The sequence below is a fragment of the Ruegeria sp. C11 genome, from assembly GCF_056537725.1.
Genome location: NZ_JBQFSB010000008.1, coordinates 34,175 through 60,781, shown reverse-complemented (window position 1 = coordinate 60,781; position 26,607 = coordinate 34,175). Strand labels below are relative to the sequence as shown.

The window sequence follows — 26,607 nt, the reverse complement described above, 5'->3', positions numbered from 1 at the left end:
CGGGCAAAGTCTTTTTTGGCCGGTGTTTTTCAGACACAAAGGCTGCATCCCCAAAGGCCATGGTGACCTCATGACATCCCCCATCTACGCAGTCGGCGATATTCACGGACAAAAGGACATGCTCAAAGAGGCGTTGCGCCGGATCGAAGCCGATGGCGGTCCGGATGCACGGGTGGTTTTTCTGGGCGACTATACGGATCGCGGTCCGGACAGCCGCGGTGTTCTGGATCTACTGATCGAAGGCCAGCGGGACAGGAGAAACTGGGTTACACTGATGGGAAATCATGACCGGATGTTTTCCATGTTCATGCGCGACTATCCCGTCAACGACGCCTGCTTGCTGGTTGGATACCACTGGCTGCATGAACGTATCGGCGGGATCGAAACTCTGGCCTCATACGGCGTCCATGTGACAGATAAGGACCGTATTTTTCAGATCCACCAACAGGCGCGCGAGGCTGTGCCCGCAGACCATGTCGAATTCCTGAACGGGCTGCCGACCTTTCATCAGGAAGGTGATTTGCTGTTCGTACATGCAGGCATTCGCCCCGGAGTACCGTTGGAGGCGCAGACCGAAAACGATCTGGTCTGGATCAGACATGAATTTCTGGATCACATCCGTCCGCACCCCTGGCTGGTCGTTCACGGGCATACCCCTGCAAGGCATGCGGAACACTGCGGAAACCGCGTGAACCTGGATGCCGGTGCAGGCTATGGTCGGCCCTTGGCGACAGCCGTGTTCGAGGGGCGGGATTGCTGGCTTTTAACCCCAAAGGGGCGCGTGCCCTTGGGGTTCAGCCGTTCCTGAACAGGTCCTTGTAGGTTTCGCGCAGGATATTTTTCTGCACTTTCCCCATGGTGTTGCGGGGCAGTTCATCAAGCAGGATCAGCTTGCGCGGATGCTTGAACCGGGCAAGGCGTTGTTGAACGGCCGCCATGACAGTATCAACATCCGGCGACTGTCCTTTTGCAGGCACCAGAATGCCCAGAACGGTCTCGCCAAAATCGGCATGCGGAACGCCGATCACGGCGCTTTCCAACACGCCGGGCTGTTCGTCCAGCAGCAACTCGATCTCTTTAGGATAGATGTTGTATCCGCCCGAAATAATCAGGTCTTTGCCGCGCCCGACAATGTGGACATAGCCATCCTCGTCCACGCGGCCCAGATCGCCGGTGATAAAGAATCCGTCCTCGTGCAACTCATCCGCCGTTTTTTCCGGCATTTGCCAGTAGCCTTTGAAAACGTTCGGGCCGCGCACCTCGATCATTCCAATCTCGCCCGGCGGAAGAGTTTCGCCGGTCTCGGGATCGGTGACTTTCAGTTCGACGTCTGGCAGGGGAAAACCCACCGTCCCTGCCCTGCGCTCGCCCTCATAAGGGTTTGACGTGTTCATGTTGGTTTCGGTCATGCCATAGCGCTCAAGGATACGATGCCCGGTACGTTCTTCAAACTGGATGTGCGTCTCGGCCAAAAGTGGCGCGGAACCAGAAATGAACAGGCGCATGTGTGCCGACAATTCCTTGTCGAAACGATCATCCCCCAACAGGCGGGTATAGAAAGTCGGCACGCCCATCATGGACGTAGCCTTTGGCAACAGGCGCAGAACATCCTCCTGATCAAATTTGGGCAGAAAGATCATCGAGCCGCCCGAGGCCAGAACCACGTTGGTTGCAACGAACAACCCGTGGGTGTGAAAGATCGGCAGGGCGTGCAGCAGCACGTCGTCTTTGGTAAAGCGCCATTCTTTGACCAGAGTGTCAGCATTCGACAGCAGGTTGGCCTGTGTCAGCATCGCCCCCTTGGACCGGCCCGTGGTTCCCGAGGTATAAAGGAACGCGGCCAGATCATCCTCATCACGTTTGACAGGGGCAAAAGCGGGCAACATGCCCAGCGTGCGGCGCATCAGGCTGCCCGATCCATCGGCGTTCAGCGTGACAATCTGGGCCCCAAGCGTTTTGGCAACGGGTGACAGCCCTGCTTCTTGTGCCTCATCACAGACCACCAGAGATGCCCCGCTGTTTTCGATGAAATAGGTCAGTTCATCGACGGTATAAGCTGTATTCAGCGGCAGAAAGATCAGGCCCGACAGGGCGCAGGCAGCATAGAGCGCCAGTGCTTCTGGTGATTTTTCGACCTGCACCGCAACCCTGTCCCCGGCATCCAGTTCCAAACCCGACAGGGCATTGGCAATTCGGGCCACAGTATCCAGAAACTGGGCATGAGTGATGACCTGACCATCGGGCAGATGCAGAAACGGTGTCTCCCTACCGGAGTGAATTCCGAAGAGACGGTCGTAAAGCGGGTTGCTCATCCCGTTTTCCTTTCTCAAAGCCCTGCCGGTCATTGCGGTTCAACTGGACCTGAAAGTGTCGCGGTTTTTCGGGGTGGTAAAGACCCCGCGCCAATAAAACCCGGGGCGAACTCAGATTTGAGTCGTCATCCGGTATCCGGCGGCAAAATAGAATTTGGCAAATGTGACCGGCTGGTCCTGCAGCCAGGTGATACGTTCGGCCGTAAAGACCGGCTCACCCTCGGGGACGTCAAGGAAACCGGCCAGATTGGCGTCGGCGCGGCTGGCCAGAAAAGCCAGTTCGACATTGGTAAATGGCACTGTCTGCACCAGCCAGTCGTTGGGTCCTGTTTCGGTGAAATCCGCCGTGGCCACTTCGGGAACACTGTCTACCACGATCCAGCGGTCTTCGTACTGAAATGGCGTGTTCCCCGAGTAATGCATACAGCGCACGTGCATAACCTGCTGCCCCGCACTCAGCACCAGACGCGCGCTCAGCCACTCGGGCGCATCCTGCGTTTCCGCCGCCACGAGGGCATATCGGTAGGTACCGCCTGCGGCTTCGACCTCATCGCGGACCAATGGGATAGTGAACCGGGCCTGACGCTGCGGAGAGCTAAGAACGCGAGTCCCCGCTTTTCGGCGCCGCTCAAGGTACCCTTCCTCGGCCAGTTCACGCAGGGCTCGATTGACCGTTGTACGGGTGCAGGAGAACTCGACCGCAAGCTCCTGTTCGTTAGGCAGAAGGGAGTCCGGGCGCCATTTACCCGACCGGATACGATCAAGAGCGATCCGCTTGATGTCGCGATAGCTTGTGGTTTCGTTCGCCTGTGTCATGGGGTCCGCCTTTGCCCTAGATGTCCCGCAGCAGGTCAGCAACTGCCGAGCGATAGGCAGGGATGATCGTATCCCGCGCGATATGCCGTCCTTCCCGCACCATGTGACGGCCTGCGGCCCAGACGTCGGTGACAACAGTATCAGGCGCGGCAAAGGAAATCCCATCCAGAATCTGGTGATCAGCCAAAGCGCAAAGCGATGGGTGATCCCGGTCTATGGCCACAAGATCGGCCAGATTGCCCACCGATATCTCGCCTGCCCGCCGTCCCAACGCCTGCGCCCCGCCCTTTGCGGCACCAGTGTAAAGCGTGCGACCGACCGACCCTTCGCCGGGCACCAGAACGTTGCGCGCCTTGTCCCGCAGACGTTGCGAATACTCCAGTGTTCGCAGCTCTTCGGTAAGTGAAATTCGCACATTAGAGTCTGAGCCGACACCAAACGCTCCATTGTTTTCGACATAGATCGAACCGTTGAAGATGCCGTCGCCCAGATTGGCCTCGGTAATCGGACACAGGCCCGCAACGGCGCCCGAGTTGGCCATCGCAATTGTCTCATCATCGGTCATGTGGGTTGCATGAATCAGACACCATCTGGCGTTCACATCCGCGTTGTCCAACAGCCACGCCACCGGGCGCTGCCCGAGCTTGGCGTTGACATCGGCAACTTCTTTTACCTGTTCCGAAATGTGGATGTGAACCGGCCCGTCCGGAACCTGTGCCAGTACGTGCCTCAGATCGCCCGGAGATGTGGCGCGAAGGGAATGGGGCGCAATGCCAACAGCCGTATCCGTGTTCGAAGTGGACAGCGCAAAGCGGCATTCATCAACCAGCCGCAGGAACCGATCCACATCGTTGCTGAACCGTAGCTGCCCTCCTGCAAGCGGCTCCTGATTCACGCCACCATAGGTATAGAGCACCGGCAAATGGGTCAGCCCAATTCCGGTTGTTTCCGCCGCTCCAAAGATACGCTGGCTCAGTTCCGGCAGATGCGCGTAAGGCACACCACCCGGTTGGTGGTGGACATAGTGAAATTCACCAACCGAGGCATATCCGGCCTCAAGCATCTCCATATAGACCAGCGCAGCTATGGCCTGAATCTGGTCAGGGGTAAGGCGATCAAGAAACCGGTACATCAACGTTCGCCAGGTCCAGAAGCTTTCCTTACCTGCTGCACGAACCTCGGTCATTCCGGCCATGGCGCGCTGAAAGGAGTGACTGTGCAGGTTCGCCAGCGCAGGCAACAACACGTCAACACAGGTGTCATCAGGCTGGGCCGACACCCCGGTTTCAAGATCAGCGATGTGCCCGTCCACAACACTGACGCGCAGGTCCTTTACCCAAGCAGATCCTATCAGGCCGGTTTTTGCATAGATCGCCATCGCATTTCCATTTTGTGTAGACTTTAAATTTATACCCGTATACGAAAAAACCACACGCAGGGGGAGCCCAAAAGAATCGCCATGACAAAAAAAACTGTTCTTTGCGGTGCCCGCATCGCGACATTTTCCAGCACATCTCTGCCTTACGGGATGATCGAGGACGCAGCTATTGTGATGAACGACGGGCGAATCGTCTGGGTCGGTGCGCAGAACGAACTGCCAGAAGAATATGACCAGTGGGATCGCGAGGATGCGGGCGGGCGGCTGGTAACGCCGGCGCTTATTGATGCACATACACATGTCGTTTTCGGCGGTAATCGCGCGGTAGAATTTGAAATGCGTCTGAACGGCGCATCCTACGAGGAAATCGCCCGGGCAGGTGGCGGCATCCTTTCCACCGTCAATGGCACCCGCGCCGCCAGCGAGGACGAGTTGCTTGAAGACGCCCTGAGAAGGGTCGACGCCCTGCTGGCCGAAGGGGTGAGCTGTATCGAGGTCAAGTCGGGCTACGGGCTGGATCAAGAAACCGAACTGCGCATGCTGCGTGCCGCCCGGCGCATTCCCGCAGTTCGGCCTGTGCGTGTAAAAACCAGCTTTCTGGGCGCCCACGCTGTACCACCTGAATACAAGGGGCAGGCAGACGCCTATATCGATGCGGTTTGTATCCCCACCCTACGCGCCGCCCATGCCGAAGGACTGGTCGATGCGGTGGACGGGTTCTGCGAAGGGATCGCTTTTGATCCGACACAGATTGCGCGCGTTTTTGACGTGGCGAAAGAGCTCGGCCTGCCCGTCAAGCTTCATGCCGAGCAGCTATCGAACCTCGGCGGGGCAAAACTGGCGGCATCGTATGGTGCATTGTCTGCCGATCACATCGAATATCTGGACGAGGACGGCGTGCAGGCGATGGCCGATGCGGGCACCGTTGCGGTAATCCTGCCGGGCGCGTTCTACACGTTGCGCGAAACACAGATACCACCCGTTGATCTGCTGCGCCGCCACAAGGTGCCGATGGCGCTTGCGACCGATTGCAACCCGGGTTCGTCGCCTTTGACCTCGCTTTTGCTGACGATGAACATGGCCTGCACCCTGTTCCGCATGACACCCGAAGAAACGCTGGCCGGGGTAACCCGCGAAGCCGCCCGGGCGCTGGGCCTGACCGATACCGGGGTCATCGCCGCAGGCAAACGGGCCGATTTGGCGGTCTGGGATATCGAACACCCGGCCGAGCTGTCCTATCGCATCGGCTTTAACCCTCTGCACAAACGTATTTTTGGAGGCATGTAATGAGCCCTCTTTCGCTCACTCCGGGCAATGTCACTCTGCCACAGCTTGCCGGGATTTATTGGGACGAAACGCCGATCATCCTGGACGGCAGCTGCAAACCGCGCGTTAAGGCAGCAGCGGACCGGATCACCGAGGCCGCTGCAGGCGAAACAGCGGTTTATGGTGTGAACACCGGGTTCGGCAAACTTGCCAGTCACAAGATCGCACCCGAAGATACCTCGACCCTGCAACGTAACCTGATCCTCAGCCATTGCTGCGGCGTGGGCGAGGCCGTGCCCCGGCGGCTGGCCCGGTTGATGATGTCGCTGAAACTGCTGTCGTTCGGACGGGGTGCATCCGGCGTGCGCTGGGAGCTGATCGAACTGCTTCAGGACATGCTGGCACGTGGCGTGACTCCGGTGATCCCGGCACAGGGTTCCGTGGGCGCATCGGGCGATCTTGCCCCGCTTGCCCATATGACCGCTGTGGTCATCGGCGCTGGTGAGGCCGAGGTTGACGGCAAAGTCCTGCCCGGGGCAGAGGCATTGAAATCAGTTGGGTTAGAGCCGATTCCGCTGGGTCCGAAAGAAGGCCTGGCCTTTATCAACGGCACCCAGTTTTCGACCGCGTTTGCACTGGCCGGGTTGTTCGAAGCATGGCGCGCCGCCCAGAACGCGCTGGTCATTTCTGCAACGTCGACCGATGCCATCATGGGATCGACCGCGCCCCTGCAGCCCGAGATCCACTCCCTGCGCGGCCATCGCGGGCAGATCGAAGCCGCCGGCACCATGCGGGCGACACTGGACGGCTCGGTGATCCGTGAAAGCCACCGTGATGGCGACACACGGGTACAGGACCCTTATTGCATTCGCTGCCAGCCGCAGGTCACTGGCGCGGCGATGGATGTGATACGGCAGGCCGCAGCCACTTTGACTGTCGAGGCCAATGCCGCCACCGACAACCCCTTGGTTCTGACCGATCCCGAAGCCATCGTTTCGGGAGGCAATTTCCACGCAGAACCCGTTGGTTTTGCCGCCGACATGATCGCCCTTGCGGTGTCCGAGATCGGCGCAATTGCCCAGCGCCGCATCGCCCTGATGGTGGACCCGGCGCTGAGCTTTGATCTGCCGCCCTTCCTGACCCCCGATCCAGGGCTGAATTCGGGACTGATGATCGCGGAAGTGACCACCGCAGCCCTGATGAGCGAGAACAAGCATCTAGCCAATCCCTGTGTCACAGACAGCACACCGACTTCGGCCAATCAGGAAGATCATGTTTCCATGGCAGCCCATGGTGCGCGTCGGTTGTCGCGGATGGTGAATAATCTGAACTACATTCTTGGCATCGAACTGATGTGCGCCGCGCAAGGCGTAGAATTCCGTGCGCCATTGACCACCAGCGCACCGCTGCAACGGGTCATCGCCCGGTTGAGGGCCGATATCCCGACGCTGGCCGAAGACCGCTATCTGGCCCCTGAACTGGAAACCGCACGGCGTCTGGTCGGCGACGGCGCAATCCTGCAGGCCGCCGGAATTTCCATGCCGGAGCTTGCATGATGCAGGTGTTCGATGTTCTTCGCGGTGATAGCCCCATCGTGCTGGGGCAACCGCATGGCGGCACCTATGTGCCCGATGCAATCACCGCGCGCCTGAACGAAAACGGGCGCGGTCTGACGGATACAGACTGGCACATAAACAGGCTCTATCAAGGGCTTTTGCCGGATGTGACCGTAGTGCAGTCGCATATCCATCGCTACGTGATCGACGCCAACCGCGACCCGGCAGGCGTGTCGCTTTATCCCGGCCAAAATACCACGACACTGGTTCCGATCACCGATTTCGATGGAACGCCGATCTGGATCGAAGGTCAGGAGCCATCGGAAGATGAGATCGAGGAGCGTCGCGCGGCTTATCACTCACCCTATCACACCGCACTGGAACAGGAGCTGGAGCGGGTGCGATCAAGGCATGGTGTGGCGATCCTGTTCGATTGTCATTCGATCCGCTCGCTGATCCCTTTTCTCTTTGAAGGCGAGTTGCCGGTCTTCAACACCGGTACCAACAATGGCACGACCTGCAACCCGGCCATCGAACAGGTTGTGCACGGCGTAGCCGATAAAGCGGCAGACATGCCTTCAGTTCTCAATGGCCGTTTCAAGGGTGGCTGGACTACCCGCCACTATGGCCGCCCTGATCAAGGGGTACACGCGATCCAGATGGAGATCGCGCAACGCGCCTATATGGACGAAACCCCACCCTGGAATTGGCGAGAGGACCGCGCAACAGCCCTCCGCCCGCATTTGCAGACGATGCTTGAACGCCTTCGCGACCTGGCCCTGTCGGGCGCATTGACCGAAAAAGGAGCCCTGAAATGAGCGACCCGCGCAAAAACACCCGTGATGTCTTTCCGCCCACCGGCCCAGAGCTGAATGCCAAAAGCTGGGTGACCGAGGCGCCCTTGCGGATGATGATGAACAACCTGCACCCTGATGTGGCCGAGAACCCGCACGAGCTGGTGGTTTACGGTGGCATTGGCCGTGCAGCGCGCACGTGGAACGATTTTGACACCATCGTCGCCAGTCTGAAGGATCTGGAAGAAGACGAGACCCTCATTGTGCAGTCCGGCAAGCCGGTGGCGATCATTCGCACTCACAAAGATGCGCCGCGCGTGCTGATCGCCAATTCCAACATCGTGCCGCATTGGGCCAACTGGGATCATTTCAACGAGCTCGATAAAAAGGGCCTGATGATGTATGGCCAGATGACGGCCGGTTCTTGGATCTATATCGGGACACAGGGCATCGTTCAGGGTACCTACGAGACCTTCGCCGAAGCCGGGCGCCAGCATTATGACGGCAACCTGACCGGCAAATGGATTCTGACGGGTGGTCTGGGTGGCATGGGCGGAGCCCAGCCACTGGCCGCTGTGTTTGCCGGGGCGTGCTGTCTGGCCGTGGAATGTAACCCGGAGTCGATTGATTTCCGCCTGCGCACCAAGTACCTCGACGAAAAGGCCGAGACACTGGACGAAGCGCTTGAGATGATCGACCGCTGGACCAAGGCTGGCGAGGCCAAATCGGTTGGTCTGTTGGGTAATGCCGCCGAAATCTTCCCTGAAATTTACCGTCGCATGCAGGCCGGAGGTATGCGCCCGGACATCGTCACCGACCAGACCTCGGCCCATGATCCGGTCAATGGCTATTTGCCGCTGGGCTGGACCATGGGGGAATGGCGCGAGAAACGGGAAACAGACCCAAAGGCGGTAGAAAAGGCTGCGCGCGCGTCGATGAAACAGCACGTCGCGTCGATGGTCGATTTCTGGAATGCGGGCGTGCCCACGCTGGATTACGGTAACAATATTCGTCAGGTTGCGCTGGACGAAGGGTTGGAGAACGCGTTCGACTTTCCCGGTTTTGTGCCCGCATATATCCGTCCGCTCTTCTGTCAGGGTATCGGACCGTTCCGCTGGTGCGCCCTGTCGGGTGATCCCGAGGATATCTACAAGACTGACGCCAAGATGAAGGAATTGTTCCCCGAGAATGAACACCTGCATCGCTGGCTCGACATGGCACAGGAGCGTATCGCGTTCCAGGGCCTGCCTGCGCGCATTTGCTGGATCGGACTGGGCGACCGGCACCGTGCGGGTCTGGCCTTCAACGAAATGGTTGCCAATGGCGAGTTGAAAGCCCCGGTGGTGATCGGCCGCGACCATCTGGATTCGGGTTCGGTCGCAAGTCCAAACCGCGAGACCGAGGCAATGCTGGATGGTTCGGACGCTGTGTCGGACTGGCCGCTGTTGAACGCTCTGATCAACACCGCGTCGGGTGCGACATGGGTATCGCTGCATCACGGTGGCGGCGTCGGCATGGGATTCAGCCAGCACGCAGGCGTCGTGATCTGTGCCGATGGCACCGAAGATGCCGCACGACGGCTGGAACGCGTTCTGTGGAACGACCCGGCCTCGGGCGTATGGCGTCACGCGGATGCGGGATACGACATCGCCAAGGACTGTGCTCGTGCGAATGGCCTGCGCTTGCCGGGTATCTTGGGATAACGAAAAGGGGCAGAGTTCATACTCTGCCCGCCCCACACGTGACCGTTTTTGCCATCTTGGATGGAGTGTTTTGCTTTAGCCGGACGAGCGCGACCTGATCCGCGTAAACGACGCCAGCATGAAGATCGCAGAAAGGCCGCCAAGCAAAGACCAGAGGCCCGCCGGCAGCGGGACCGGAGCGATCGTGTTCACCACGATATTGTCCACGTCGAAATGCAGGTCCGGACCAAATCCCGTCGCCAACGTCGCCGGAATGTTCGTGCTGATCAACAGACGGTCGATCGCCGAAAACGCCGCCCCGAAATTCAGAGAGCCCGGCAACCCCGAACCACCGGTCAGAGAGGCAACGACAGAATTGTTGCGATAGCCGGTGAACGAAATGAAATGTTCATCCTGCGGGATAAAGCTTGCGCCCGAATAAAACAGCAGGTCCAGCGACGACAGGGAAAACAGACTTCCGGCGATATTGCTCAGGTTAATCCCGCTTGAAAAAGGGCCACAACAAACATCCATGTGCACCCCGTTCCCTACGAAGCTTCCGAAACTTGCCGACGTTGTCGGAGTCACTTCGTACCCGGATTCCTGATGGACCAGCGGTTGGCCGACTACCATATAAGGAAGGCTGTCAAAGGTAATCGTTGTTGCGGTCGCTTTCGAAGGTGCGGAAAAGACAAAAAGCGCCAAGGCAATAAGCGCGCAAGAAGCAGAACGAATTAATCTCATTTCACTACCTTTTTCTCAGGGTGAAAACTCACATCTCTCGATTGTACCACAATTCCTGAATTCCCCAAGCTTGATTTCCGCCACGCCCGTCAGTTCCAGTCCAGCACGACCTTTCCTGACAGCCCGGACTTCATTACCCTGAAGCCTTCCGCGAAGTCGTCAACGCCGAAACGATGCGTTATCACCCGGCTCACATCCAGACCGTTTTGCAGCATGGCAATCATTTTGTACCACGTCTCGAACATCTCGCGGCCATAGACACCTTTGATGGTGATTGCCTTGAAAACAATGCGGGACCAGTCCACCGGAGATTTGCCCGGCGGGATGCCGAGCAAGGCGATCTTGCCGCCCATCACCAGTGCCTCGACCATCTGATCAAGCGCGGCCTGCGAACCTGACATTTCCAGCCCGACGTCAAAACCTTGCGTCATTTCGAGCTCGGATATCACATCCTGCAGATCTTCGCGGGTCACGTCGACCGTGCGTGCCGTCGGCACCACGTGTTCAGCCAGTTTCAGGCGGTCTGCGTTGATATCGGTGATCACCACATGGCGGGCACCCGCATGGCGAACGACCGCGGCAGCCATGATACCGATAGGGCCCGCGCCCGTGATCAGAACATCCTCGCCCAGCAGATCAAAGCTGAGTGCAGTGTGAACGGCATTGCCCAATGGGTCGAGAATGGCGCCGATCTCGTCCGGGATATCATCCGGCAGGGGCACCACATTGAAGGCAGGCAGTTTCAGGTATTCAGCAAAAGCACCCTGTTCATTCACACCGATCCCGCGCGTGCCGGGGTCAAGATGGAACTTGCCCGCGCGGCTCTGACGGCTGTCAGTGGTGATCAGATGCCCTTCGCCCGAACACCGCTGGCCGATGTCCAGACCGGTCACATTGCGCCCGATCTCGACGATTTCACCGGCGAATTCATGGCCGGTAATCATCGGGACAGGAACGGTTGAGGCAGCCCAGTCATCCCAGTTCCAGATGTGGATATCCGTGCCGCAGATACCGGTCTTGTTGATACGGATCAGAACTTCATCCGGCCCGATTTCGGGGACCGGAGCCTGCACCATCCACAGGCCTTCCTGAGGTTTGGACTTTTCCAACGCCTTCATCGTGTTCGCACGCATCAGATCACTCCCAATTCCTTGCCGACCTTGCCAAAGGCTGCCAGCGCGCGGTCCAGTTCATCCTTTGTCAGGGCCGCATTCATCTGCGTTCTGATCCGCGCCTGACCGCGCGGGACAACGGGAAAGAAGAAGCCCGAAACATAGACGCCCTCGTCAAACAGGCGGCTGGCCATGTCTTGCGCCAGCGTGGCCTCGCCCAGCATGACCGGGATAATCGGATGCTCACCCGGCAGCAGGTCAAAACCAAGCTTCTCCAATCCGGCCCGCCAGTACTTTGCGTTACCGAACAGCTGGTTGCGCAGCATGTCACCTTCTTCGACCAGACGTATGGCCTCGAGACCAGCAGCAACGATTGAAGGCGGCAGCGAGTTCGAGAACAGATAGGGCCGCGCCCGCTGCCGCAGCAGGTCGATCACTGGCTGCGGCCCGGCGATGTAGCCGCCGATTGCCCCCCCAAGTGCCTTACCCAAGGTTCCCGTCAGAATGTCTACATCAACACCGAAGTGATCCGGTGTGCCTGCGCCATTTGGCCCCATGAAGCCGGTGGCGTGGCAGTCGTCGACCATTACGATGGCATCGTACTTGTCCGCCAGTTCCCGGATTTTCGGCAGGTTGGCCAAATAGCCGTCCATAGAAAACACGCCATCCGTCGCGATCATGATGTGCCGCGCGCCATCCTCGCGGGCCTGTTTCAACCAGGCTTCGAGGTCGTTCATGTCATTGTTCAGATAGCGATAGCGTTTTGCCTTGCACAGCCGCACCCCGTCGATGATCGAAGCGTGGTTCAGACTGTCAGAGATAATAGCGTCTTCCGGCCCCAGCAAAGGCTCAAACAACCCGCCATTGGCATCGAAACAGGCGGCGAACAGGATCGCGTCATCCTTGTTCAGGAAATTTGCCAATCGCTGCTCCAGTTCGCGGTGAATGTCCTGCGTGCCGCAGATGAACCGGACCGAAGCCATTCCAAACCCCTTAGGCTCCATCGCGCCTTTGGCGGCGTCGATCAGCGCCGGGTGATCCGCAAGCCCAAGATAATTGTTGGCGCACAGATTGATGACCCGCCTGCCGCCCACCGTGATCTCACCGCCCTGAGGCGAGGTGATCATTCGCTCACGCTTATAAAGACCTTCCGCTTCGATCTGCGCGAGGGTGTCCGTGATGTGGGACAGGAATGCATCTGCCATGACGATCTCCTTTGCTGAGTCGCACATCTAACATAACGGACAAGAATCCGAAATAGGAGATTTTCACTATATTGGAAAACCGTCCGTGGTGGCGGAAAATTGCTGACTGCGACTGTGTGTGTTTAATGGCAGATCGATTGCCAACAATGTTCCATACTGACCTTCTGAGGCCACGGCAGATGGTTCGGCGCCGGGCCACTCCCGAAAACTGAAACTCACGAGGTGGTCAGGCGTTTTTGACAATCAGAAAAACACGCGCAGGCCCGTCTGTGGCCTGAATTGCGTGTGGAATGTCCGCGGCATAGCGTGCCGTATCACCGACGTTCAGATTGCTGACGGCAGAGCCCGATCTGACCTGCACGGCACCCTCCAGAACAGTAAGCTGTTCGCGTGCACCACGGGCATGGGGCTGGCTGTTCAACGCGCCGTCTTTTTCAAAGCTGATGTCGTAAACCTCGTGTCCGCCAGCCTCTTCCGGAGGAGAAAGGATAAGGATTCGACACCCCTGCCCCATATTGTCGATGCCTGGCGCCTCGGAACTCCGCAAAACTTCGATCCGGTCGACCGCATCGCCATCTTCAAGAAGACCCGCAAAATCCACCTGCAATGCTCGGGTGAGGTTCCACAGGGTTGCGATGGTGGGGCTGCTTTCGCCCCTCTCGATCTGGCTGACCATCGATCGGGAAACGCCGCTGAGATTTGCCACCGCTTCCAGCGAAAGCCCCTGCGAACGGCGCGCCTCTTTCAGGCGGGCAGGCAGACGCGTCAGGATTTCATCAGAGCTATCCGTCATGACGGATTCTCTGCCTTTTAAGCGGAGGTTTGTCAATTCCGGGTGTGACGGTACGTCCCGAGAGACAGGTTTATGCCGCAGGTGCATAATGCACCCAACCTCAGGAGGAGTGAAATATGACCGATATCGTAATTCTGGACGGGGCACGTACCGCAATCGGTACCTTTGGCGGCGCTCTGGCATCCACCGCACCCATTGATCTGGCAACTGTGGCGACCGAAGCGGCCCTTGAACGTTCGGGCGTTGAAGGTGGTCAGATCGGCCATGTGGTCTTTGGGCATGTCATTAATACGGAACCGCGGGACATGTATCTGTCGCGCGTCGCTGCGATGCAGGCAGGCATCCCGAACGGAACCCCGGCGATGAATGTGAACCGTCTTTGCGGTTCCGGCGCGCAGGCCATTGTATCGGCAGTCCAGTCGCTGATGCTGGGTGACGCCGAGTTTGCTGTGGCTGGTGGCGCTGAAAGCATGTCGCGCAGCCCGTACATCATGACGCAGTCGCGTTGGGGTGCGAAGATGGGCGATGTGACCTCGCTGGACATGATGCTTGGCGCGCTGAATTGCCCGTTCGGTACAGGACACATGGGTGTCACGGCCGAAAACGTTGCCGACGAACACCAGATCAGCCGCGAGCAGATGGATGAGTTTGCCCTGACCAGCCAGACCCGCGCGGCAGCAGCGACCGAGGCAGGCTACTTTGACAGTCAGATCACGCCGGTTCAGGTAAAGGTCAAACGGGATATGGTTGATTTCAAGGTCGACGAACATCCCAAGGCAACGACTGCTCAGGCATTGGCTGGTCTGAGGCCGGTTTTCAAGAAAGACGGTCGGGTGACGGCAGGAAATGCATCGGGCATCAACGATGGTGCCGCCGCTATGGTTCTGGCGACAGCAGAAGCGGCGGAAAAGGCCGGTCTGAAACCCAAAGCGCGCGTTTTGGGATATGCCCATGCGGGCGTTCGCCCCGAGGTCATGGGCATCGGACCGGTTCCGGCGGTGCAGAACCTGTTGGCCAAAACAGGCATGGCCGTTGACGATTTCGACGTAATTGAAAGCAACGAGGCATTTGCTTCTCAGGCTCTGGCTGTAAATCAGGAGCTTGGGCTTGATCCGTCCAAAGTGAACCCGAATGGCGGCGCCATCGCACTGGGTCATCCGGTGGGGGCGACAGGCGCGATCATCACTCTCAAAGCGCTGTACGAACTGGAACGCACCGGTGGTTCAAAAGGTCTGATCACGATGTGCATAGGTGGCGGTCAGGGTATCGCGATTGCCATCGAACGGTTGTGAAACTTAATTCGCAAAGGGGGGCTGTCTGCCCCCCAACGCGCGGTTCGCGCGATTTCCACTGAGAGTATTTCTGGCCAGATGAAGGGGTGGATCAGAACGCCATTCCGACCAGCAGAACAATCCCCCCGCCAAACACTGCGCCGGCCAGAGCGGTCCAGACGCCCACCGGAATTTTGGAGGGGGTCTCTTCGGTTTTGTGCGTTTGCGCGATCAGGGCGTTCTCCACCAGACTGGGAAGGCGCGGACCAAAGCGGGCCAGAACCAGTGCGGTCTTGCTGAAATCCCGGATGGCGGCGCGGGGACCGATGGATTGCTTGATGTAATCCTCGACCACGGGCCGGGCGACTTCCCAGATATTGATATGTGAATCCAAGGATCTCGCCACGCCTTCGACGACAACCATTGTGCGTTGCAGCAGAATCAGCTCGGTCCGGGTTTCCATACCGAAGCGTTCGGTCACTTCGAACAGATAGTTCAACAGGCGACCCATCGAGATGTGTGAGGCATCCATACCAAAGATCGGTTCGCCCACAGCGCGCAGGGCACGGGCGAATTCATCCACATCTCTGTCGGCGGGTACGTATCCTGCCTCGAAATGCACCTCGGCTACGCGTTTGTAGTCGCGCCGGATAAAGCCAAACAGGATTTCCGCATAGACCCGGCGCGTGTATTCGTCGATATGCCCCATGATGCCAAAGTCGTAGGCAATAATGTCACCGTTGGCCGCAACCTTGAGGTTGCCCTGATGCATGTCAGCGTGGAAATACCCATCGCGCAGGGCGTGCAATAGGAACAGGCGCAGCACGCGCTCTCCCAGATCGCGGCGGTCATGGTTTGCAGCATCCAGGGCGGCGTTGTCACCCAGCGCAATTCCGTCAGCCCAGCTGAGCGTCATGACCCGGCGGGCGCAGAGCGGCCAGATCACCGGTGGCAGCCAGAACCCACTGTCATCCTTGGTGTTGGCGGCATATTCGGATGCTGCTGCACTTTCCAGACGCAGATCCAACTCGCCCCGTACAACGCCGTCGAAATGCTCGATCACGTCCATTGGACGCAGGCGGCGCGCGCCCGGAGCAAAGAGATCGACAATGCGGGCCGCAAAGTAGAAGGCGTCGACGTCCTTGCGAAAGGCGCGCTCGATCCCCGGGCGGAGAACCTTGACCGCAACGTATTCGCCGGTGCCTGACAGTTTTGCGCGGTGCACCTGAGCAATCGAGGCTGCTGCTATCGGGTCGCTGAATTCTTCGAACATGTCATCGACGGGCTGCCCGAGTTCCTTTTCGACCTCGGCCATGGCTTCCGCTTTGGAAAACGGCGGAAGCTTGTCCTGTAACACGCGCAACTGCTCGGCCAGTTCGTCACCAACCACATCGGGACGGGTGGACAGCACTTGCCCGAACTTGATGTATGCCGGGCCAAGGGCGGTCAGGGCGCGGGTTGCGGGCGGCATCTCCGGATCGCCCTTGTAGCCCAGCCACTGGAAAGGCTTGCCCAGCGCGTGGGCAAGGATACGAATGGCGCGCGGGGCTTCGAAAGCGTCGAGCACCACGTTCATGGCGCCCGTACGCTCCAGCGTGGCGCCCGTCCGGATCAGACGGATGATGTTGTGAGGTCCGCGCATCTGTCAGATCTTCCAACCAGAATGCAGGGCCGCGATGCCCATACTGAGGTTGCGGTATTTGGCGTTTTCGAAACCCGCCTGCCGGACCATGCCCAGGAACGTATCCTGATCTGGGAAATTGCGGATAGATTCCACGAGGTACTGATAACTGTCGCGATCCCCCGCAATCATCTGACCCATGCGCGGGATCACGTTGAAGCTGTAAAGGTCATAAAGTTTTTGCAGCCCGTCATTCGGCAACTGGCTGAACTCAAGCACCATCAGGCGGCCGCCGGGTTTGAGTACGCGGAACGCCTCGTTCAAAGCCTCTTGCGGGCGGGTTACGTTCCGGATGCCAAACGAGATCGTGTAGACGTCAAAGGTATTGTCTTCGAACGGCAGCGCCATCGCGTCGCCCACCACCCAGTCAAGACTGTCTGCGCGCTGTTCGGCATCCGCGCGTTTGCGGCCTTCGATCAGCATCGGCTCGGTCAGGTCCAGAACGGTGGCGTGGCCATGGCCCGCACGTTTCAGAAACCGGAACGAGATATCCCCGGTACCGCCCGCCACGTCCAGCAGGCGCTGACCGGGGCGCGGGGCCAGCCAGTCCATCATCGCATCCTTCCAGACCCGGTGGATGCCCATCGACATGACATCGTTCATCACATCGTATTTCGAGGCCACGGAATTGAAAACGCCCTGAACCCGGCCTGCCTTTTCGGCCTCGCGCACGGTTTCGAACCCGAAATGTGTGGTCTTGTCGTTGTTGTCGGACATTGGCCTTGCCGTTGCTTGAATTTCGCCTCTGTTATAGGGCGCTGGAACCGGGGCACAATGCGGCCCATTGGAATAGGAGCCGTGTAATGCCGGAATTGCCCGAGGTCGAGACAGTAAGACGCGGCCTGACCCCTGCCATGGAGGGCGTTTTGATCGAGCGGGCCGAAGTGAATCGCCCCGATCTGCGCTGGCCGTTTCCCGAACGGATGGCGGAGCGGCTGACCGGGCAGCGGGTCGAAAGGCTGCGCAGGCGGTCGAAATACATTCTGGCGGATCTGAGCAGCGGTGAAACGTTGCTGATCCATCTGGGCATGTCCGGGCGCATGACCGTGTCCGGAGACCCGCTGGGGCAATTCGTTCATGACCATCCGCAACCCGCCAAACACGACCACGTTGTGTTTCATATGGCCAACGGTGCCCGCGTGACATTTAACGACCCGCGCCGCTTTGGGGCGATGGATCTGCTGCAGACCGCGACAGCCGAGGCGCACCGGCTGCTGGCCGTTTTGGGGCCAGAGCCGTTGGGTAACGAATTTGACGAAAACCACCTGATTGATGCGTTCCGGGGCAGAAATACTCCGGTCAAATCTGCGCTTCTGGATCAGGGAATCGTTGCCGGTCTGGGCAATATCTACGTTTGCGAGGCCCTTTATCGCTCCGGAGTGTCGCCACGTCGCAAGGCTGGACAGATTTCCGAACACCGTGTCGCCAATATGGTTCCAATCATCCGGCAGGTGTTGCAGGACGCCATTAATGCAGGTGGTTCATCCCTGCGTGATTTCCGGCAAGCAGATGGAGAACTTGGATATTTTCAGCACAGCTTTGATGTTTATGGCCGCGAGGGAGAGCCCTGCCGCACCGCCGGGTGCACCGGAACGGTGAAGAGAATCACTCAGTCCGGTCGCTCATCCTTCTATTGCGCGCAATGCCAAAGATAGCTTGATCCAACTTTTTCCCGTGATAAGGAATCGTACCTGAACGGAACAACCGAAAGCTAAGACCCCATGGCCTTTGAGACGATCATCGTCAACATTGAAGACCACGTAGCCCTAATCAAACTGAACCGGCCGGATGCGTTGAACGCACTCAACACTCAGCTTCTGGGTGAACTGTGCACCGCACTGGAAGAGGCTGACCAAAACGACAAAGTGCGCTGCATCGTCATCACCGGATCGGACAAGGCTTTTGCTGCGGGCGCTGACATCAAAGAGATGTCCGAAAAGAGCTTTGTTGAGGTGTTCAATGAAAACCTCTTTGCGGATGTCAATGACCGGATCGCGGCGATCCGCAAGCCGATCATTGCTGCGGTAGGTGGCTATGCACTGGGTGGCGGATGCGAACTGGCGATGATGTGTGATTTCATCATTGCTGCCGACACTGCCAAATTCGGTCAGCCCGAAATCAATCTTGGCGTCATTGCCGGAATGGGCGGCAGTCAGCGATTGACCCGCTTTGTCGGCAAATCCAAGTCGATGGATATGAACCTGACCGGGCGCCACATGGACGCGGAAGAAGCGGAACGCTCGGGTCTGGTCAGCCGCGTCGTACCTGCCAAGAAGCTGGTGGACGAGGCAGTGGGTGAAGCTCAGAAGATTGCCGAAAAATCCCTGATTACTGCAATGGCCGCAAAAGAAGCCGTAAATCGCAGCTTTGAGCTGCCGCTGAGCGAAGGCATGCTGTTTGAGCGCCGCGTGTTTCATTCGATGTTCGCGACCGAGGACCAGAAAGAGGGCATGGCGGCCTTTCTGGAAAAACGGGCAGCCCAGTTCCGCGACAAGTAATCCGGATCGGATGGCTGGAAACAGGGCGGGGATTGGCCCGCCTTTTTCATGCCGTATCCGGGTTGGAAAAGAATCAGCTTGGCAATCTTCCCAAACTTGGCTAATCAGCGCCGCTATACATGCGCGTGCGGCCCGCTTTGGCCAGAATCACACCCGTGATCCCTGATCCGGTGCGGCCTTGTCCGTCACGCGAACCGAAGACAACCGAACCGAACATAAACAAAGGTCAGAGACACAATGGCAAATTCGCCCCAGGCAAAGAAGCGCGCCCGTCAGAACGAGAAGCGTTTCGCCGTCAACAAAGCACGTCGTTCGCGCATCCGTACCTTCCTGCGCAAAGTTGAAGAAGCAATCGAATCCGGCGACAAGGAAGCAGCAACCGCTGCCCTGCGTGCGGCACAGCCCGAACTGATGCGCGGCGTAACCAAGGGTGTGTTCCACAAGAACACGGCATCTCGCAAGGTGTCCCGTCTGGCAGCCCGCGTGAAAGCACTGGGTTGACCTAGGGTCAATTGACTCAAAACCGATTCTGAATAAAAAAGGCGTTGCATCAGGCAGCGCCTTTTTTGCTGTTGCCAGAATGCCGCGCCTTCACAAAGGCGAGAGATTCTTTCCCGGAAAGACCCGAGTCAACATCAGAGTTTCGTTGCCGCGCCGTGCCGGGTCTTGCTACCACTGTCTCAGCGATTCACTCGCTTGGGGGGACAGGCTGTCCTTGGATCATCCTGACGGGCATCGGGTAGTTCAGGGACGAATGTCGTCAGCCGGTACAAACCGGTTTGCCGATCTGCTGCGGGTTTCGGGATATCCCGATTACCTTGGCCCTGTCGAAAATTGAGATTGTCGTGTGCAACTCGGATTCCGGGTGCGCCCCGATTTTTTTCGGGGAATGCTATGGATTTCGGAATGCAGCACGAAACCAGAGATGACACCGCCAAAACCGCGTTTTGGTGAACCGTTATCTATGTGTGAGTGAATCCCAACCGGGTAACCGGAAGCCAGTAATAAGGCCAAAGGCCAAAATGAATGGGATGCGTGAGGCGCTAGATGACACAAGAGAAATGGGGACAGCTTCGTAACAAGTTGCTCAAGACCGTTGGTCGCAACAATTACACCACCTGGATTGAACCACTCGAATTTCAGGAACTTCAGGATGGTGTGGCCGTATTTTCGGTTCCGACCAATTTTATGGGCAACTATGTCAGTCAGAACTTCGCGGACCTGATTCTCTATGAACTGAATACAGCTGGTGAGGCGGTACAGCGCCTGGCGTTTCGGGTCGCGGCCAATTCTCCGGTACGTCCAGCCAAATCTGCAAACCCCACGCCAGTGGAAGAACCGGCAAATTCCGTTGCCGCGCCTGCCGAGGCTGCGAATGGAGCTCTTGAGTCGCTACAGGCTGCGCCTCTGGATTCGCGTTTTACATTCGAATCATTCGTCGTGGGCAAGCCCAACGAACTGGCGCATGCAGCCGCGCGGCGCGTATCCGAAGGCGGACCGGTCACTTTCAATCCGCTGGTTCTCTATGGTGGCGTAGGTCTGGGTAAAACTCACCTGATGCATGCGATTGCGTGGGAGCTGAAGACGAAGCGACCGGAGCTGAACGTCCTATACCTGTCGGCGGAACAATTCATGTACCGCTTTGTTCAGGCCCTGCGTGAACGTCGAATGATGGATTTCAAGCATCTGTTCCGTTCGGTCGACGTGTTGATGGTTGATGACGTTCAGTTCATCGCAGGCAAGGATTCGACGCAGGAAGAGTTCTTTCACACGTTCAATGCACTGGTTGACCAGAACAAGCAGATCATCATTTCGGCCGACCGCGCCCCGGGCGAGATCAAGGATCTGGAAGACCGCGTTAAGTCCCGCCTGCAATGCGGTCTGGTCGTGGACCTGCATCCGACGGACTACGAATTGCGGCTCGGCATCCTGCAAAACAAGGTGCAACAATATGGCAGCACCTATCCGGACCTGAAAATCGCCGATGGCGTGCTGGAATTTCTGGCCCACCGCATCTCAACCAATGTCCGCGTTCTGGAAGGTGCCCTGACCCGCCTGTTCGCTTTTGCGTCGCTGGTTGGTCGCGAGATCGACATGGAACTGACGCAGGATTGTCTGGCGGACGTGTTGCGCGCATCTGAGCGCAAGATCACCGTCGAAGAGATTCAGCGCAAGGTATCCGAATACTACAACATCCGTCTTTCCGACATCATTGGCCCCAAACGCCTGCGGTCCTACGCGCGTCCCCGGCAGGTCGCGATGTATCTGTGCAAGCAACTGACAAGCCGGTCCCTGCCGGAAATCGGCCGCCGATTTGGTGGGCGCGACCACACCACGGTCATGCATGGCGTCAAACGCATTGAGGAACTCAAGTTGACCGACGGCCAGATCGCCGAAGACGTAGAGATGCTGCGTCGCGCGCTGGAAGCCTGAGGGCACCGCATCGAACCCCAATCGCCCCGAGCCCTGCGTTCGGGGCTTTTTCATGTGCGCTAATGCCCACGGTTACATCAGAACTGTGCCCCATGGGCCACGTGCCCCTTGACGGTTTGTGCATTCCAACCCAGAAATCCGTAAAAAATCCTTGTGCCTCAGGGCTGAACCGCTAACTTGCCAGTCCCGCCCATGTAAGCACTCATGTCAGAGGAATTGAGGGTATGAAGATCAGCATCGAACGCGGCACCCTTCTCAAGGCCGTGTCGCAGGCCCAATCCGTTGTGGAGCGCCGCAACACGATCCCGATACTGGCCAATGTGCTTATTGAAGCCGAAGGCGATCAGGTGCAGTTCCGGGCGACCGATCTGGATATCGAAGTCGTCGACAAGGCTCCGGCCCAAGTCGAACGCGCTGGTGCCACGACGGTGGCGGCGACCACGCTGCATGAAATTGTGCGCAAACTGCCGGATGGTGCTTTGGTCACACTGAATGCAGACACTGCTGCGGGCCGGGTGACTGTTGAAGCAGGACGGTCGAATTTCTCTCTGGCGACTTTGCCGAAAGAGGATTTCCCGGTCATGGCGTCCTCGGAATATCAGTCGAACTTCACCGCTTCCGCAGCCCTGCTGCGGCGCCTGTTCGACAAATCGAAATTCGCTATCTCGACGGAAGAGACGCGGTATTACCTGAACGGCGTCTATATGCATGTGGCTGATGGTGCGGAAGGTGGCAAGGTTCTGCGCTGTGTCGCGACGGATGGGCACCGGCTGGCCCGGATCGATGCTGATCTTCCCGATGGCGCTGCAGATATGCCAGGCGTAATCGTTCCCCGCAAAACCGTGGGAGAGCTGCGCAAGCTGCTGGATGACGATGAAATGGACATCGCCGTTTCGGTCAGCGAAACAAAAGTACGCTTTGCTACCCCTGACATTACACTGACATCCAAGGTGATCGACGGAACCTTCCCCGACTACACGCGCGTCATCCCGCAGGGCAATACCCGTAAACTCGAGGTGGATGCGGCTGAATTCGCTCAGGCCGTGGATCGCGTTGCGACCGTTTCGTCCGAGCGGTCGCGGGCGGTCAAGCTGCAGCTGGAAGGTGACAAGCTGGTATTGTCGGTAAATGCGCCCGACAGCGGTGCGGCTGAGGAAGAGTTGGCCGTGGCCTATGGGGATGAGCGGCTGGAAATCGGTTTCAACGCCAAGTATCTGCTCGAGATCGCCTCGCAGGTGGACCGTGAGAACGCGGTATTCCTGTTCAATTCGGCCGGTGATCCGACCCTGATGCGTGAAGGTAACGACCAGAGCGCCGTCTATGTGGTCATGCCGATGCGCGTTTGATCGCCTGACGGCGATGCCTCCGGCAGGGATATTTCTGGCAAGAGGAAAAGAGGTATGTTGGCGCTTACCTCTTTGACCATCTCTCACTTTCGCTCGCACAAGCTGGCGCGGCTTTCTCTGGATCACCGTCCGGTGGCCATCCATGGCCCGAACGGGGCCGGTAAGACCAACATTCTGGAAGCGGTTTCTCTGTTTTCACCAGGTCGGGGTATGCGGCGGGCAAGTGCTGCCGAAATGACCCGGCGACCGGAGGCTGTGGGCTGGAAGCTGACTGGGTTGCTGAATGCGCAAGGCCAGTTATATGAAATCGAAACCTGGTCCGAGGGTGGTGCGGCGCGGCAGGTTCGAATCGATGGCAAAGCAGCAAGTCAGATCGAATTGGGCAAACTGGCCCGCGTTGTCTGGCTGATCCCGTCCATGGACAGGCTTTGGATCGAAGGGGCGGAAGGACGGCGGCGGTTTCTGGATAGAATCGCGCTGAGCTTTGATCCGGCCCATGCCGAGGCATCGCTGACTTATGAAAAGGCCATGCGTGAGCGTAACCGTTTGCTGAAGGAACAGGTGCGCGATGCGCATTGGTACAGCGCGCTGGAAAGCCAGATGGCTGAGGCAGGCAATCGAATCCACACATCCCGCGTAGCGGCGCTGACCCATCTGTGGGCCGCGCAGGATCAGGCCGAAACAGCGTTTCCCTCGGCTGAACTGGAATTGACGCAAACCGAAGGTACGATGCCCGAATCCGCGGACGATCTGCGGGAAGCGCTGGCAGAGAGCCGGTTTCGCGATCTTGCTGCCGGGCGGAGTCTGGTCGGGCCTCATCGTTCGGACCTTTATGGTGTGTTTGCCGCGAAGGGAATCCCTGCAAAGGACTGTTCGACCGGCGAGCAAAAAGCACTGTTGGTCTCGCTAATCCTGTCCAATGCTCGGGCTTTGGCGCAGATACAGGGCGCGCCGCCGATCGTGCTGCTGGATGAGGTCGCTGCCCATCTGGACGCAGGGCGACGGGCGGCGCTGTATGACGAAATCTGCGCATTGGGTGCGCAGGCCTGGATGACGGGAACCGGGCCCGAACTGTTTTCAGAATTAGCTGATCGGGCACAGGTTCTGGAGGTTACGGAAGCCTCTGGCACGTCGCAAGTTTCACCTATCTGAATTCCGTCTGAAATTGCACGCCTGAACACACAAAATCTGGGGGGATCGCGTGACAATCCCCACCAGAGAACGTATAAGTTACCAAAATAATATAGGTACTGACGGCATGTCCGACGACACACAGGCACACCAAGAATACGGTGCTGATTCTATTAAGGTTCTCAAAGGGTTGGAGGCGGTTCGCAAACGCCCCGGCATGTATATCGGAGATACCGACGATGGCTCGGGCCTGCACCACATGGTCTATGAGGTGGTCGATAACGGCATTGACGAGGCTCTGGCCGGCCATGCCGATCATGTGACCGTCAAAATTCACGCCGATTCCAGCGTATCCGTCAGCGACAACGGGCGCGGGATTCCGGTGGATATCCATGCCGAAGAGGGTGTCAGCGCCGCCGAAGTCATCATGACCCAGCTGCATGCTGGCGGAAAATTCGACAGCAACTCGTACAAGGTCTCGGGCGGCCTGCACGGTGTGGGTGTCTCGGTCGTCAATGCGCTGTCCGAATGGCTGGAATTGCGCATCTGGCGCAATGGTAATGAACATGTCGCACGGTTTGAACGCGGCGAGACCGCAGAACACCTCAAGATCGTCGGGGAATGCGGCACACGAACCGGCACCGAAGTACGGTTTCTTGCATCGACCGATACGTTCTCGAATCTGGAATATTCGTTCGATACACTCGAGAAACGTTTGCGGGAGCTAGCCTTCCTGAACTCGGGCGTCCGGATCATCCTGATTGATGAACGCCCTGCCGAACGGCTTGAGACCGAGCTGTTCTATGAGGGCGGGGTCAAGGAATTCGTCAAATATCTCGATCGTTCCAAAACCGCAGCGATGCCCGAGCCGATTTATATCAAGGGTGAACGCGACGACATCGGCGTTGAAATCGCCATGTGGTGGAATGACAGCTATCATGAGACGGTTCTGCCATTTACCAACAACATCCCTCAGCGCGATGGCGGAACACATGTGGCCGGATTCCGGGGCGCATTGACCCGAACTATCAACAATTATGCGCAATCAAGCGGCATCGCCAAGAAGGAAAAGGTGAATTTCACCGGCGACGACGCGCGCGAGGGCCTGACCTGTGTGCTGTCCGTCAAGGTACCTGATCCAAAGTTCTCGTCCCAGACCAAAGACAAGCTGGTTTCGTCCGAAGTACGCCCGGCGGTCGAGGGGTTGATGAACGAAAAGCTGGCTGAATGGTTCGAGGAAAATCCCAACGAAGCCAAGACAATCGTCGGCAAGATCATCGAAGCCGCACTGGCGCGCGAGGCTGCGCGTAAAGCCCGGGAACTGACACGCCGTAAAACGGCAATGGATGTGAATTATCTGGCGGGCAAACTTAAGGACTGTTCGGAAAAGGACCCCTCCAAAACCGAAGTCTTTCTGGTCGAGGGGGATTCGGCTGGCGGTTCAGCGCAAACGGGTCGTGACCGACGGACGCAGGCCGTTCTGCCGTTGCGGGGTAAAATCCTGAACGTGGAACGCGCCCGGTTTGACCGGATGCTGTCGAGCCAGGAGATCGGCAACCTGGTTATGGCGCTGGGCACCGGGATCGGACGCGACGAATTCAACATCGAAAAACTGCGCTACCACAAGATCGTCATCATGACCGATGCAGACGTGGATGGCGCGCATATCCGCACGCTGTTGTTGACGTTCTTCTACCGACAGATGCCGGAGCTGATCGAAGGCGGATACCTTTATATTGCGCAGCCGCCCCTGTACAAAGTTTCGCGCGGCAAGTCCGAAGTTTATCTGAAGGACCAGATGGCACTGGATGACTACCTGATTCATCAGGGGGTCGAGGGTGCCGTGCTAAAACTTGGTTCCGGCGAAGAGATCGTTGGTCAGGATCTGACACGTGTCGTAGAGGAAGCGCGGCAGCTCAAGCGCGTGCTGGACGCCTTCCCGACCCACTATCCGCGTCATATTCTGGAACAGGCGGCTGTTGCAGGTGCATTTGTGCCTGGCGCCGTGGATACGGACCTGCAGGGTGTGGCGGACAAAGTTGCCGCCCGGCTGGATTTGATTGCGCTGGAATATGAACGCGGATGGCAAGGCCGGATCACTCAGGATCACGGTATTCGGCTGGCGCGTATTCTGCGGGGCGTAGAAGAAGTCCGCACATTGGACGGACCTATGTTACGGTCCGGTGAGGCACGCAAGACAGGCAGCTTCACCCAAAGCTTGCAAGAGGTTTACAACACCCCGGCAACTCTGATCCGGCGGGACCGCACCCAGGTCATCCATGGCCCTCTGTCCCTGCTCAAATCGATCTTGGACGAAGGCGAAAAAGGCTTGTCCCTACAGCGCTACAAGGGGCTGGGCGAGATGAACCCCGACCAGCTGTGGGAGACCACACTGGACCCGGATGCGCGGACACTGCTTCAGGTGCGCGTGGACGATATGGTTGATGCCGATGACCTGTTCACCAAGCTGATGGGCGACGTGGTCGAACCTCGCCGTGAATTTATCCAGCAAAACGCTCTAAGTGTGGAAAATCTGGATTTTTAAGCAGGTGTAGGTGCGCGCACATCACGTCGCACACCCCATAAATT

Annotated in this window: 22 protein-coding genes; 13 read left to right on the top strand and 9 right to left on the bottom strand. The window is 58.2% G+C overall.

Annotated features, from left to right (window positions below; all coding sequences use genetic code 11):
- The first annotated feature begins 70 nt into the window (after positions 1–70).
- A complete protein-coding gene (locus ACR0NA_RS15070) occupies positions 71–808 on the top strand; it encodes a metallophosphoesterase family protein (protein WP_480730168.1) in 738 nt (245 codons plus the stop codon).
- Here ACR0NA_RS15070 and ACR0NA_RS15065 read toward each other — a convergent pair.
- The 3 genes from ACR0NA_RS15065 to ACR0NA_RS15055 form a co-directional block, all read right to left on the bottom strand.
- Entirely contained in the window at positions 795–2,312 is a 1,518-nt protein-coding gene (locus tag ACR0NA_RS15065; RefSeq protein ID WP_480730165.1) for a malonate--CoA ligase, read from the bottom strand. The genes ACR0NA_RS15070 and ACR0NA_RS15065 overlap by 14 nt on opposite strands.
- Before the next feature lie 111 nt (positions 2,313–2,423).
- Positions 2,424–3,128 carry a UTRA domain-containing protein gene (locus ACR0NA_RS15060; protein WP_480730163.1) on the bottom strand — a complete coding sequence of 235 codons (705 nt, stop codon included), beginning with the start codon at positions 3,126–3,128 and terminating at the stop codon, positions 2,424–2,426.
- Positions 3,129–3,144: 16 nt separating this feature from the next.
- Positions 3,145–4,506, bottom strand: a complete 1,362-nt coding sequence (locus ACR0NA_RS15055; protein ID WP_480730161.1) for a formimidoylglutamate deiminase — start codon at positions 4,504–4,506, stop codon at positions 3,145–3,147.
- 81 nt (positions 4,507–4,587) lie between these two features.
- Here ACR0NA_RS15055 and hutI point away from each other — a divergent pair, with 81 nt between their 5' ends.
- Genes hutI through hutU form a run of 4 tightly spaced genes read left to right on the top strand, consistent with a single transcriptional unit; the run spans position 4,588 to position 9,825 of the window.
- The gene (hutI, locus tag ACR0NA_RS15050) at positions 4,588–5,793 is read left to right on the top strand and encodes an imidazolonepropionase (RefSeq protein ID WP_480730158.1); all 1,206 of its coding nucleotides are present in this window, start codon (positions 4,588–4,590) and stop codon (positions 5,791–5,793) included.
- The gene (hutH, locus tag ACR0NA_RS15045) at positions 5,793–7,328 is read left to right on the top strand and encodes a histidine ammonia-lyase (RefSeq protein WP_480730156.1); all 1,536 of its coding nucleotides are present in this window, start codon (positions 5,793–5,795) and stop codon (positions 7,326–7,328) included. The genes hutI and hutH overlap by 1 nt, the downstream gene beginning before the upstream one ends.
- Complete coding sequence (hutG, locus tag ACR0NA_RS15040; protein ID WP_480730154.1) at positions 7,328–8,146, top strand: N-formylglutamate deformylase; 819 nt, start codon at positions 7,328–7,330, stop codon at positions 8,144–8,146. The genes hutH and hutG overlap by 1 nt, the downstream gene beginning before the upstream one ends.
- A complete protein-coding gene (gene hutU / locus ACR0NA_RS15035) occupies positions 8,143–9,825 on the top strand; it encodes a urocanate hydratase (protein WP_480452819.1) in 1,683 nt (560 codons plus the stop codon). The genes hutG and hutU overlap by 4 nt, the downstream gene beginning before the upstream one ends.
- A gap of 75 nt (positions 9,826–9,900) precedes the next feature.
- Here the strand turns inward: hutU and ACR0NA_RS15030 are convergent, their stop codons facing one another.
- From ACR0NA_RS15030 to ACR0NA_RS15015, 4 genes are all read right to left on the bottom strand, one after another.
- Positions 9,901–10,548, bottom strand: coding sequence for a hypothetical protein (locus ACR0NA_RS15030; protein ID WP_480730152.1), 648 nt, complete (start codon positions 10,546–10,548; stop codon positions 9,901–9,903).
- Positions 10,549–10,637: 89 nt separating this feature from the next.
- Positions 10,638–11,666 (bottom strand): L-threonine 3-dehydrogenase, encoded by a 1,029-nt coding sequence (gene tdh, locus ACR0NA_RS15025; protein ID WP_480730535.1) that lies wholly within the window; start codon positions 11,664–11,666, stop codon positions 10,638–10,640.
- A gap of 14 nt (positions 11,667–11,680) precedes the next feature.
- Complete coding sequence (locus ACR0NA_RS15020; protein WP_480730150.1) at positions 11,681–12,865, bottom strand: glycine C-acetyltransferase; 1,185 nt, start codon at positions 12,863–12,865, stop codon at positions 11,681–11,683.
- A 226-nt stretch (positions 12,866–13,091) separates the two neighbouring features.
- Positions 13,092–13,658 carry a helix-turn-helix domain-containing protein gene (locus ACR0NA_RS15015; protein WP_480730147.1) on the bottom strand — a complete coding sequence of 189 codons (567 nt, stop codon included), beginning with the start codon at positions 13,656–13,658 and terminating at the stop codon, positions 13,092–13,094.
- A 116-nt stretch (positions 13,659–13,774) separates the two neighbouring features.
- On the opposite strand from ACR0NA_RS15015, the gene ACR0NA_RS15010 reads away from it, so the two are divergent.
- Entirely contained in the window at positions 13,775–14,950 is a 1,176-nt protein-coding gene (locus ACR0NA_RS15010) for an acetyl-CoA C-acyltransferase family protein (protein ID WP_480730145.1), read from the top strand.
- A gap of 91 nt (positions 14,951–15,041) precedes the next feature.
- On the opposite strand, the gene ubiB is transcribed toward ACR0NA_RS15010, so the two are convergent.
- Complete coding sequence (gene ubiB / locus ACR0NA_RS15005; RefSeq protein WP_480730141.1) at positions 15,042–16,571, bottom strand: 2-polyprenylphenol 6-hydroxylase; 1,530 nt, start codon at positions 16,569–16,571, stop codon at positions 15,042–15,044.
- A 3-nt stretch (positions 16,572–16,574) separates the two neighbouring features.
- Positions 16,575–17,327 carry a bifunctional demethylmenaquinone methyltransferase/2-methoxy-6-polyprenyl-1,4-benzoquinol methylase UbiE gene (gene ubiE / locus ACR0NA_RS15000; RefSeq protein ID WP_170656727.1) on the bottom strand — a complete coding sequence of 251 codons (753 nt, stop codon included), beginning with the start codon at positions 17,325–17,327 and terminating at the stop codon, positions 16,575–16,577.
- A gap of 86 nt (positions 17,328–17,413) precedes the next feature.
- Here ubiE and mutM point away from each other — a divergent pair, with 86 nt between their 5' ends.
- From mutM to gyrB, 7 genes are all read left to right on the top strand, one after another.
- Positions 17,414–18,265: a bifunctional DNA-formamidopyrimidine glycosylase/DNA-(apurinic or apyrimidinic site) lyase gene (gene mutM, locus ACR0NA_RS14995; RefSeq protein ID WP_480730138.1), complete on the top strand. Its 852-nt coding sequence runs from the start codon at positions 17,414–17,416 to the stop codon at positions 18,263–18,265.
- A 66-nt stretch (positions 18,266–18,331) separates the two neighbouring features.
- Complete coding sequence (locus tag ACR0NA_RS14990) at positions 18,332–19,108, top strand: enoyl-CoA hydratase (RefSeq protein WP_170656723.1); 777 nt, start codon at positions 18,332–18,334, stop codon at positions 19,106–19,108.
- Positions 19,109–19,345: 237 nt separating this feature from the next.
- A complete protein-coding gene (gene rpsT, locus ACR0NA_RS14985; RefSeq protein ID WP_170656721.1) occupies positions 19,346–19,609 on the top strand; it encodes a 30S ribosomal protein S20 in 264 nt (87 codons plus the stop codon).
- A gap of 546 nt (positions 19,610–20,155) precedes the next feature.
- On the top strand, positions 20,156–21,541 hold the full coding sequence (gene dnaA, locus ACR0NA_RS14980; RefSeq protein ID WP_480452808.1) for a chromosomal replication initiator protein DnaA: 1,386 nt from the start codon (positions 20,156–20,158) through the stop codon (positions 21,539–21,541).
- A gap of 224 nt (positions 21,542–21,765) precedes the next feature.
- Complete coding sequence (dnaN, locus tag ACR0NA_RS14975) at positions 21,766–22,887, top strand: DNA polymerase III subunit beta (protein WP_480730131.1); 1,122 nt, start codon at positions 21,766–21,768, stop codon at positions 22,885–22,887.
- 54 nt (positions 22,888–22,941) lie between these two features.
- The gene (gene recF, locus ACR0NA_RS14970) at positions 22,942–24,039 is read left to right on the top strand and encodes a DNA replication/repair protein RecF (RefSeq protein ID WP_480730129.1); all 1,098 of its coding nucleotides are present in this window, start codon (positions 22,942–22,944) and stop codon (positions 24,037–24,039) included.
- Between the two features lie 106 nt (positions 24,040–24,145).
- Positions 24,146–26,563: a DNA topoisomerase (ATP-hydrolyzing) subunit B gene (gene gyrB, locus ACR0NA_RS14965; RefSeq protein ID WP_480730127.1), complete on the top strand. Its 2,418-nt coding sequence runs from the start codon at positions 24,146–24,148 to the stop codon at positions 26,561–26,563.
- Positions 26,564–26,607: the final 44 nt, after the last annotated feature.

Excerpts from the sequence above, each read along its gene's own strand:
- ACR0NA_RS15070 (WP_480730168.1), top strand. The coding sequence starts at position 71 with ATGACATCCCCCATCTACGCAGTCGGCGATATTCACGGACAAAAGGAC.
- ACR0NA_RS15065 (WP_480730165.1), bottom strand. The coding sequence starts at position 2,312 with ATGAGCAACCCGCTTTACGACCGTCTCTTCGGAATTCACTCCGGTAGG.
- ACR0NA_RS15060 (WP_480730163.1), bottom strand. The coding sequence starts at position 3,128 with ATGACACAGGCGAACGAAACCACAAGCTATCGCGACATCAAGCGGATC.
- ACR0NA_RS15055 (WP_480730161.1), bottom strand. The coding sequence starts at position 4,506 with ATGGCGATCTATGCAAAAACCGGCCTGATAGGATCTGCTTGGGTAAAG.
- hutI (WP_480730158.1), top strand. The coding sequence starts at position 4,588 with ATGACAAAAAAAACTGTTCTTTGCGGTGCCCGCATCGCGACATTTTCC.
- hutH (WP_480730156.1), top strand. The coding sequence starts at position 5,793 with ATGAGCCCTCTTTCGCTCACTCCGGGCAATGTCACTCTGCCACAGCTT.
- hutG (WP_480730154.1), top strand. The coding sequence starts at position 7,328 with ATGCAGGTGTTCGATGTTCTTCGCGGTGATAGCCCCATCGTGCTGGGG.
- hutU (WP_480452819.1), top strand. The coding sequence starts at position 8,143 with ATGAGCGACCCGCGCAAAAACACCCGTGATGTCTTTCCGCCCACCGGC.
- ACR0NA_RS15030 (WP_480730152.1), bottom strand. The coding sequence starts at position 10,548 with ATGAGATTAATTCGTTCTGCTTCTTGCGCGCTTATTGCCTTGGCGCTT.
- tdh (WP_480730535.1), bottom strand. The coding sequence starts at position 11,666 with ATGAAGGCGTTGGAAAAGTCCAAACCTCAGGAAGGCCTGTGGATGGTG.
- ACR0NA_RS15020 (WP_480730150.1), bottom strand. The coding sequence starts at position 12,865 with ATGGCAGATGCATTCCTGTCCCACATCACGGACACCCTCGCGCAGATC.
- ACR0NA_RS15015 (WP_480730147.1), bottom strand. The coding sequence starts at position 13,658 with ATGACGGATAGCTCTGATGAAATCCTGACGCGTCTGCCTGCCCGCCTG.
- ACR0NA_RS15010 (WP_480730145.1), top strand. The coding sequence starts at position 13,775 with ATGACCGATATCGTAATTCTGGACGGGGCACGTACCGCAATCGGTACC.
- ubiB (WP_480730141.1), bottom strand. The coding sequence starts at position 16,571 with ATGCGCGGACCTCACAACATCATCCGTCTGATCCGGACGGGCGCCACG.
- ubiE (WP_170656727.1), bottom strand. The coding sequence starts at position 17,327 with ATGTCCGACAACAACGACAAGACCACACATTTCGGGTTCGAAACCGTG.
- mutM (WP_480730138.1), top strand. The coding sequence starts at position 17,414 with ATGCCGGAATTGCCCGAGGTCGAGACAGTAAGACGCGGCCTGACCCCT.
- ACR0NA_RS14990 (WP_170656723.1), top strand. The coding sequence starts at position 18,332 with ATGGCCTTTGAGACGATCATCGTCAACATTGAAGACCACGTAGCCCTA.
- rpsT (WP_170656721.1), top strand. The coding sequence starts at position 19,346 with ATGGCAAATTCGCCCCAGGCAAAGAAGCGCGCCCGTCAGAACGAGAAG.
- dnaA (WP_480452808.1), top strand. The coding sequence starts at position 20,156 with ATGACACAAGAGAAATGGGGACAGCTTCGTAACAAGTTGCTCAAGACC.
- dnaN (WP_480730131.1), top strand. The coding sequence starts at position 21,766 with ATGAAGATCAGCATCGAACGCGGCACCCTTCTCAAGGCCGTGTCGCAG.
- recF (WP_480730129.1), top strand. The coding sequence starts at position 22,942 with ATGTTGGCGCTTACCTCTTTGACCATCTCTCACTTTCGCTCGCACAAG.
- gyrB (WP_480730127.1), top strand. The coding sequence starts at position 24,146 with ATGTCCGACGACACACAGGCACACCAAGAATACGGTGCTGATTCTATT.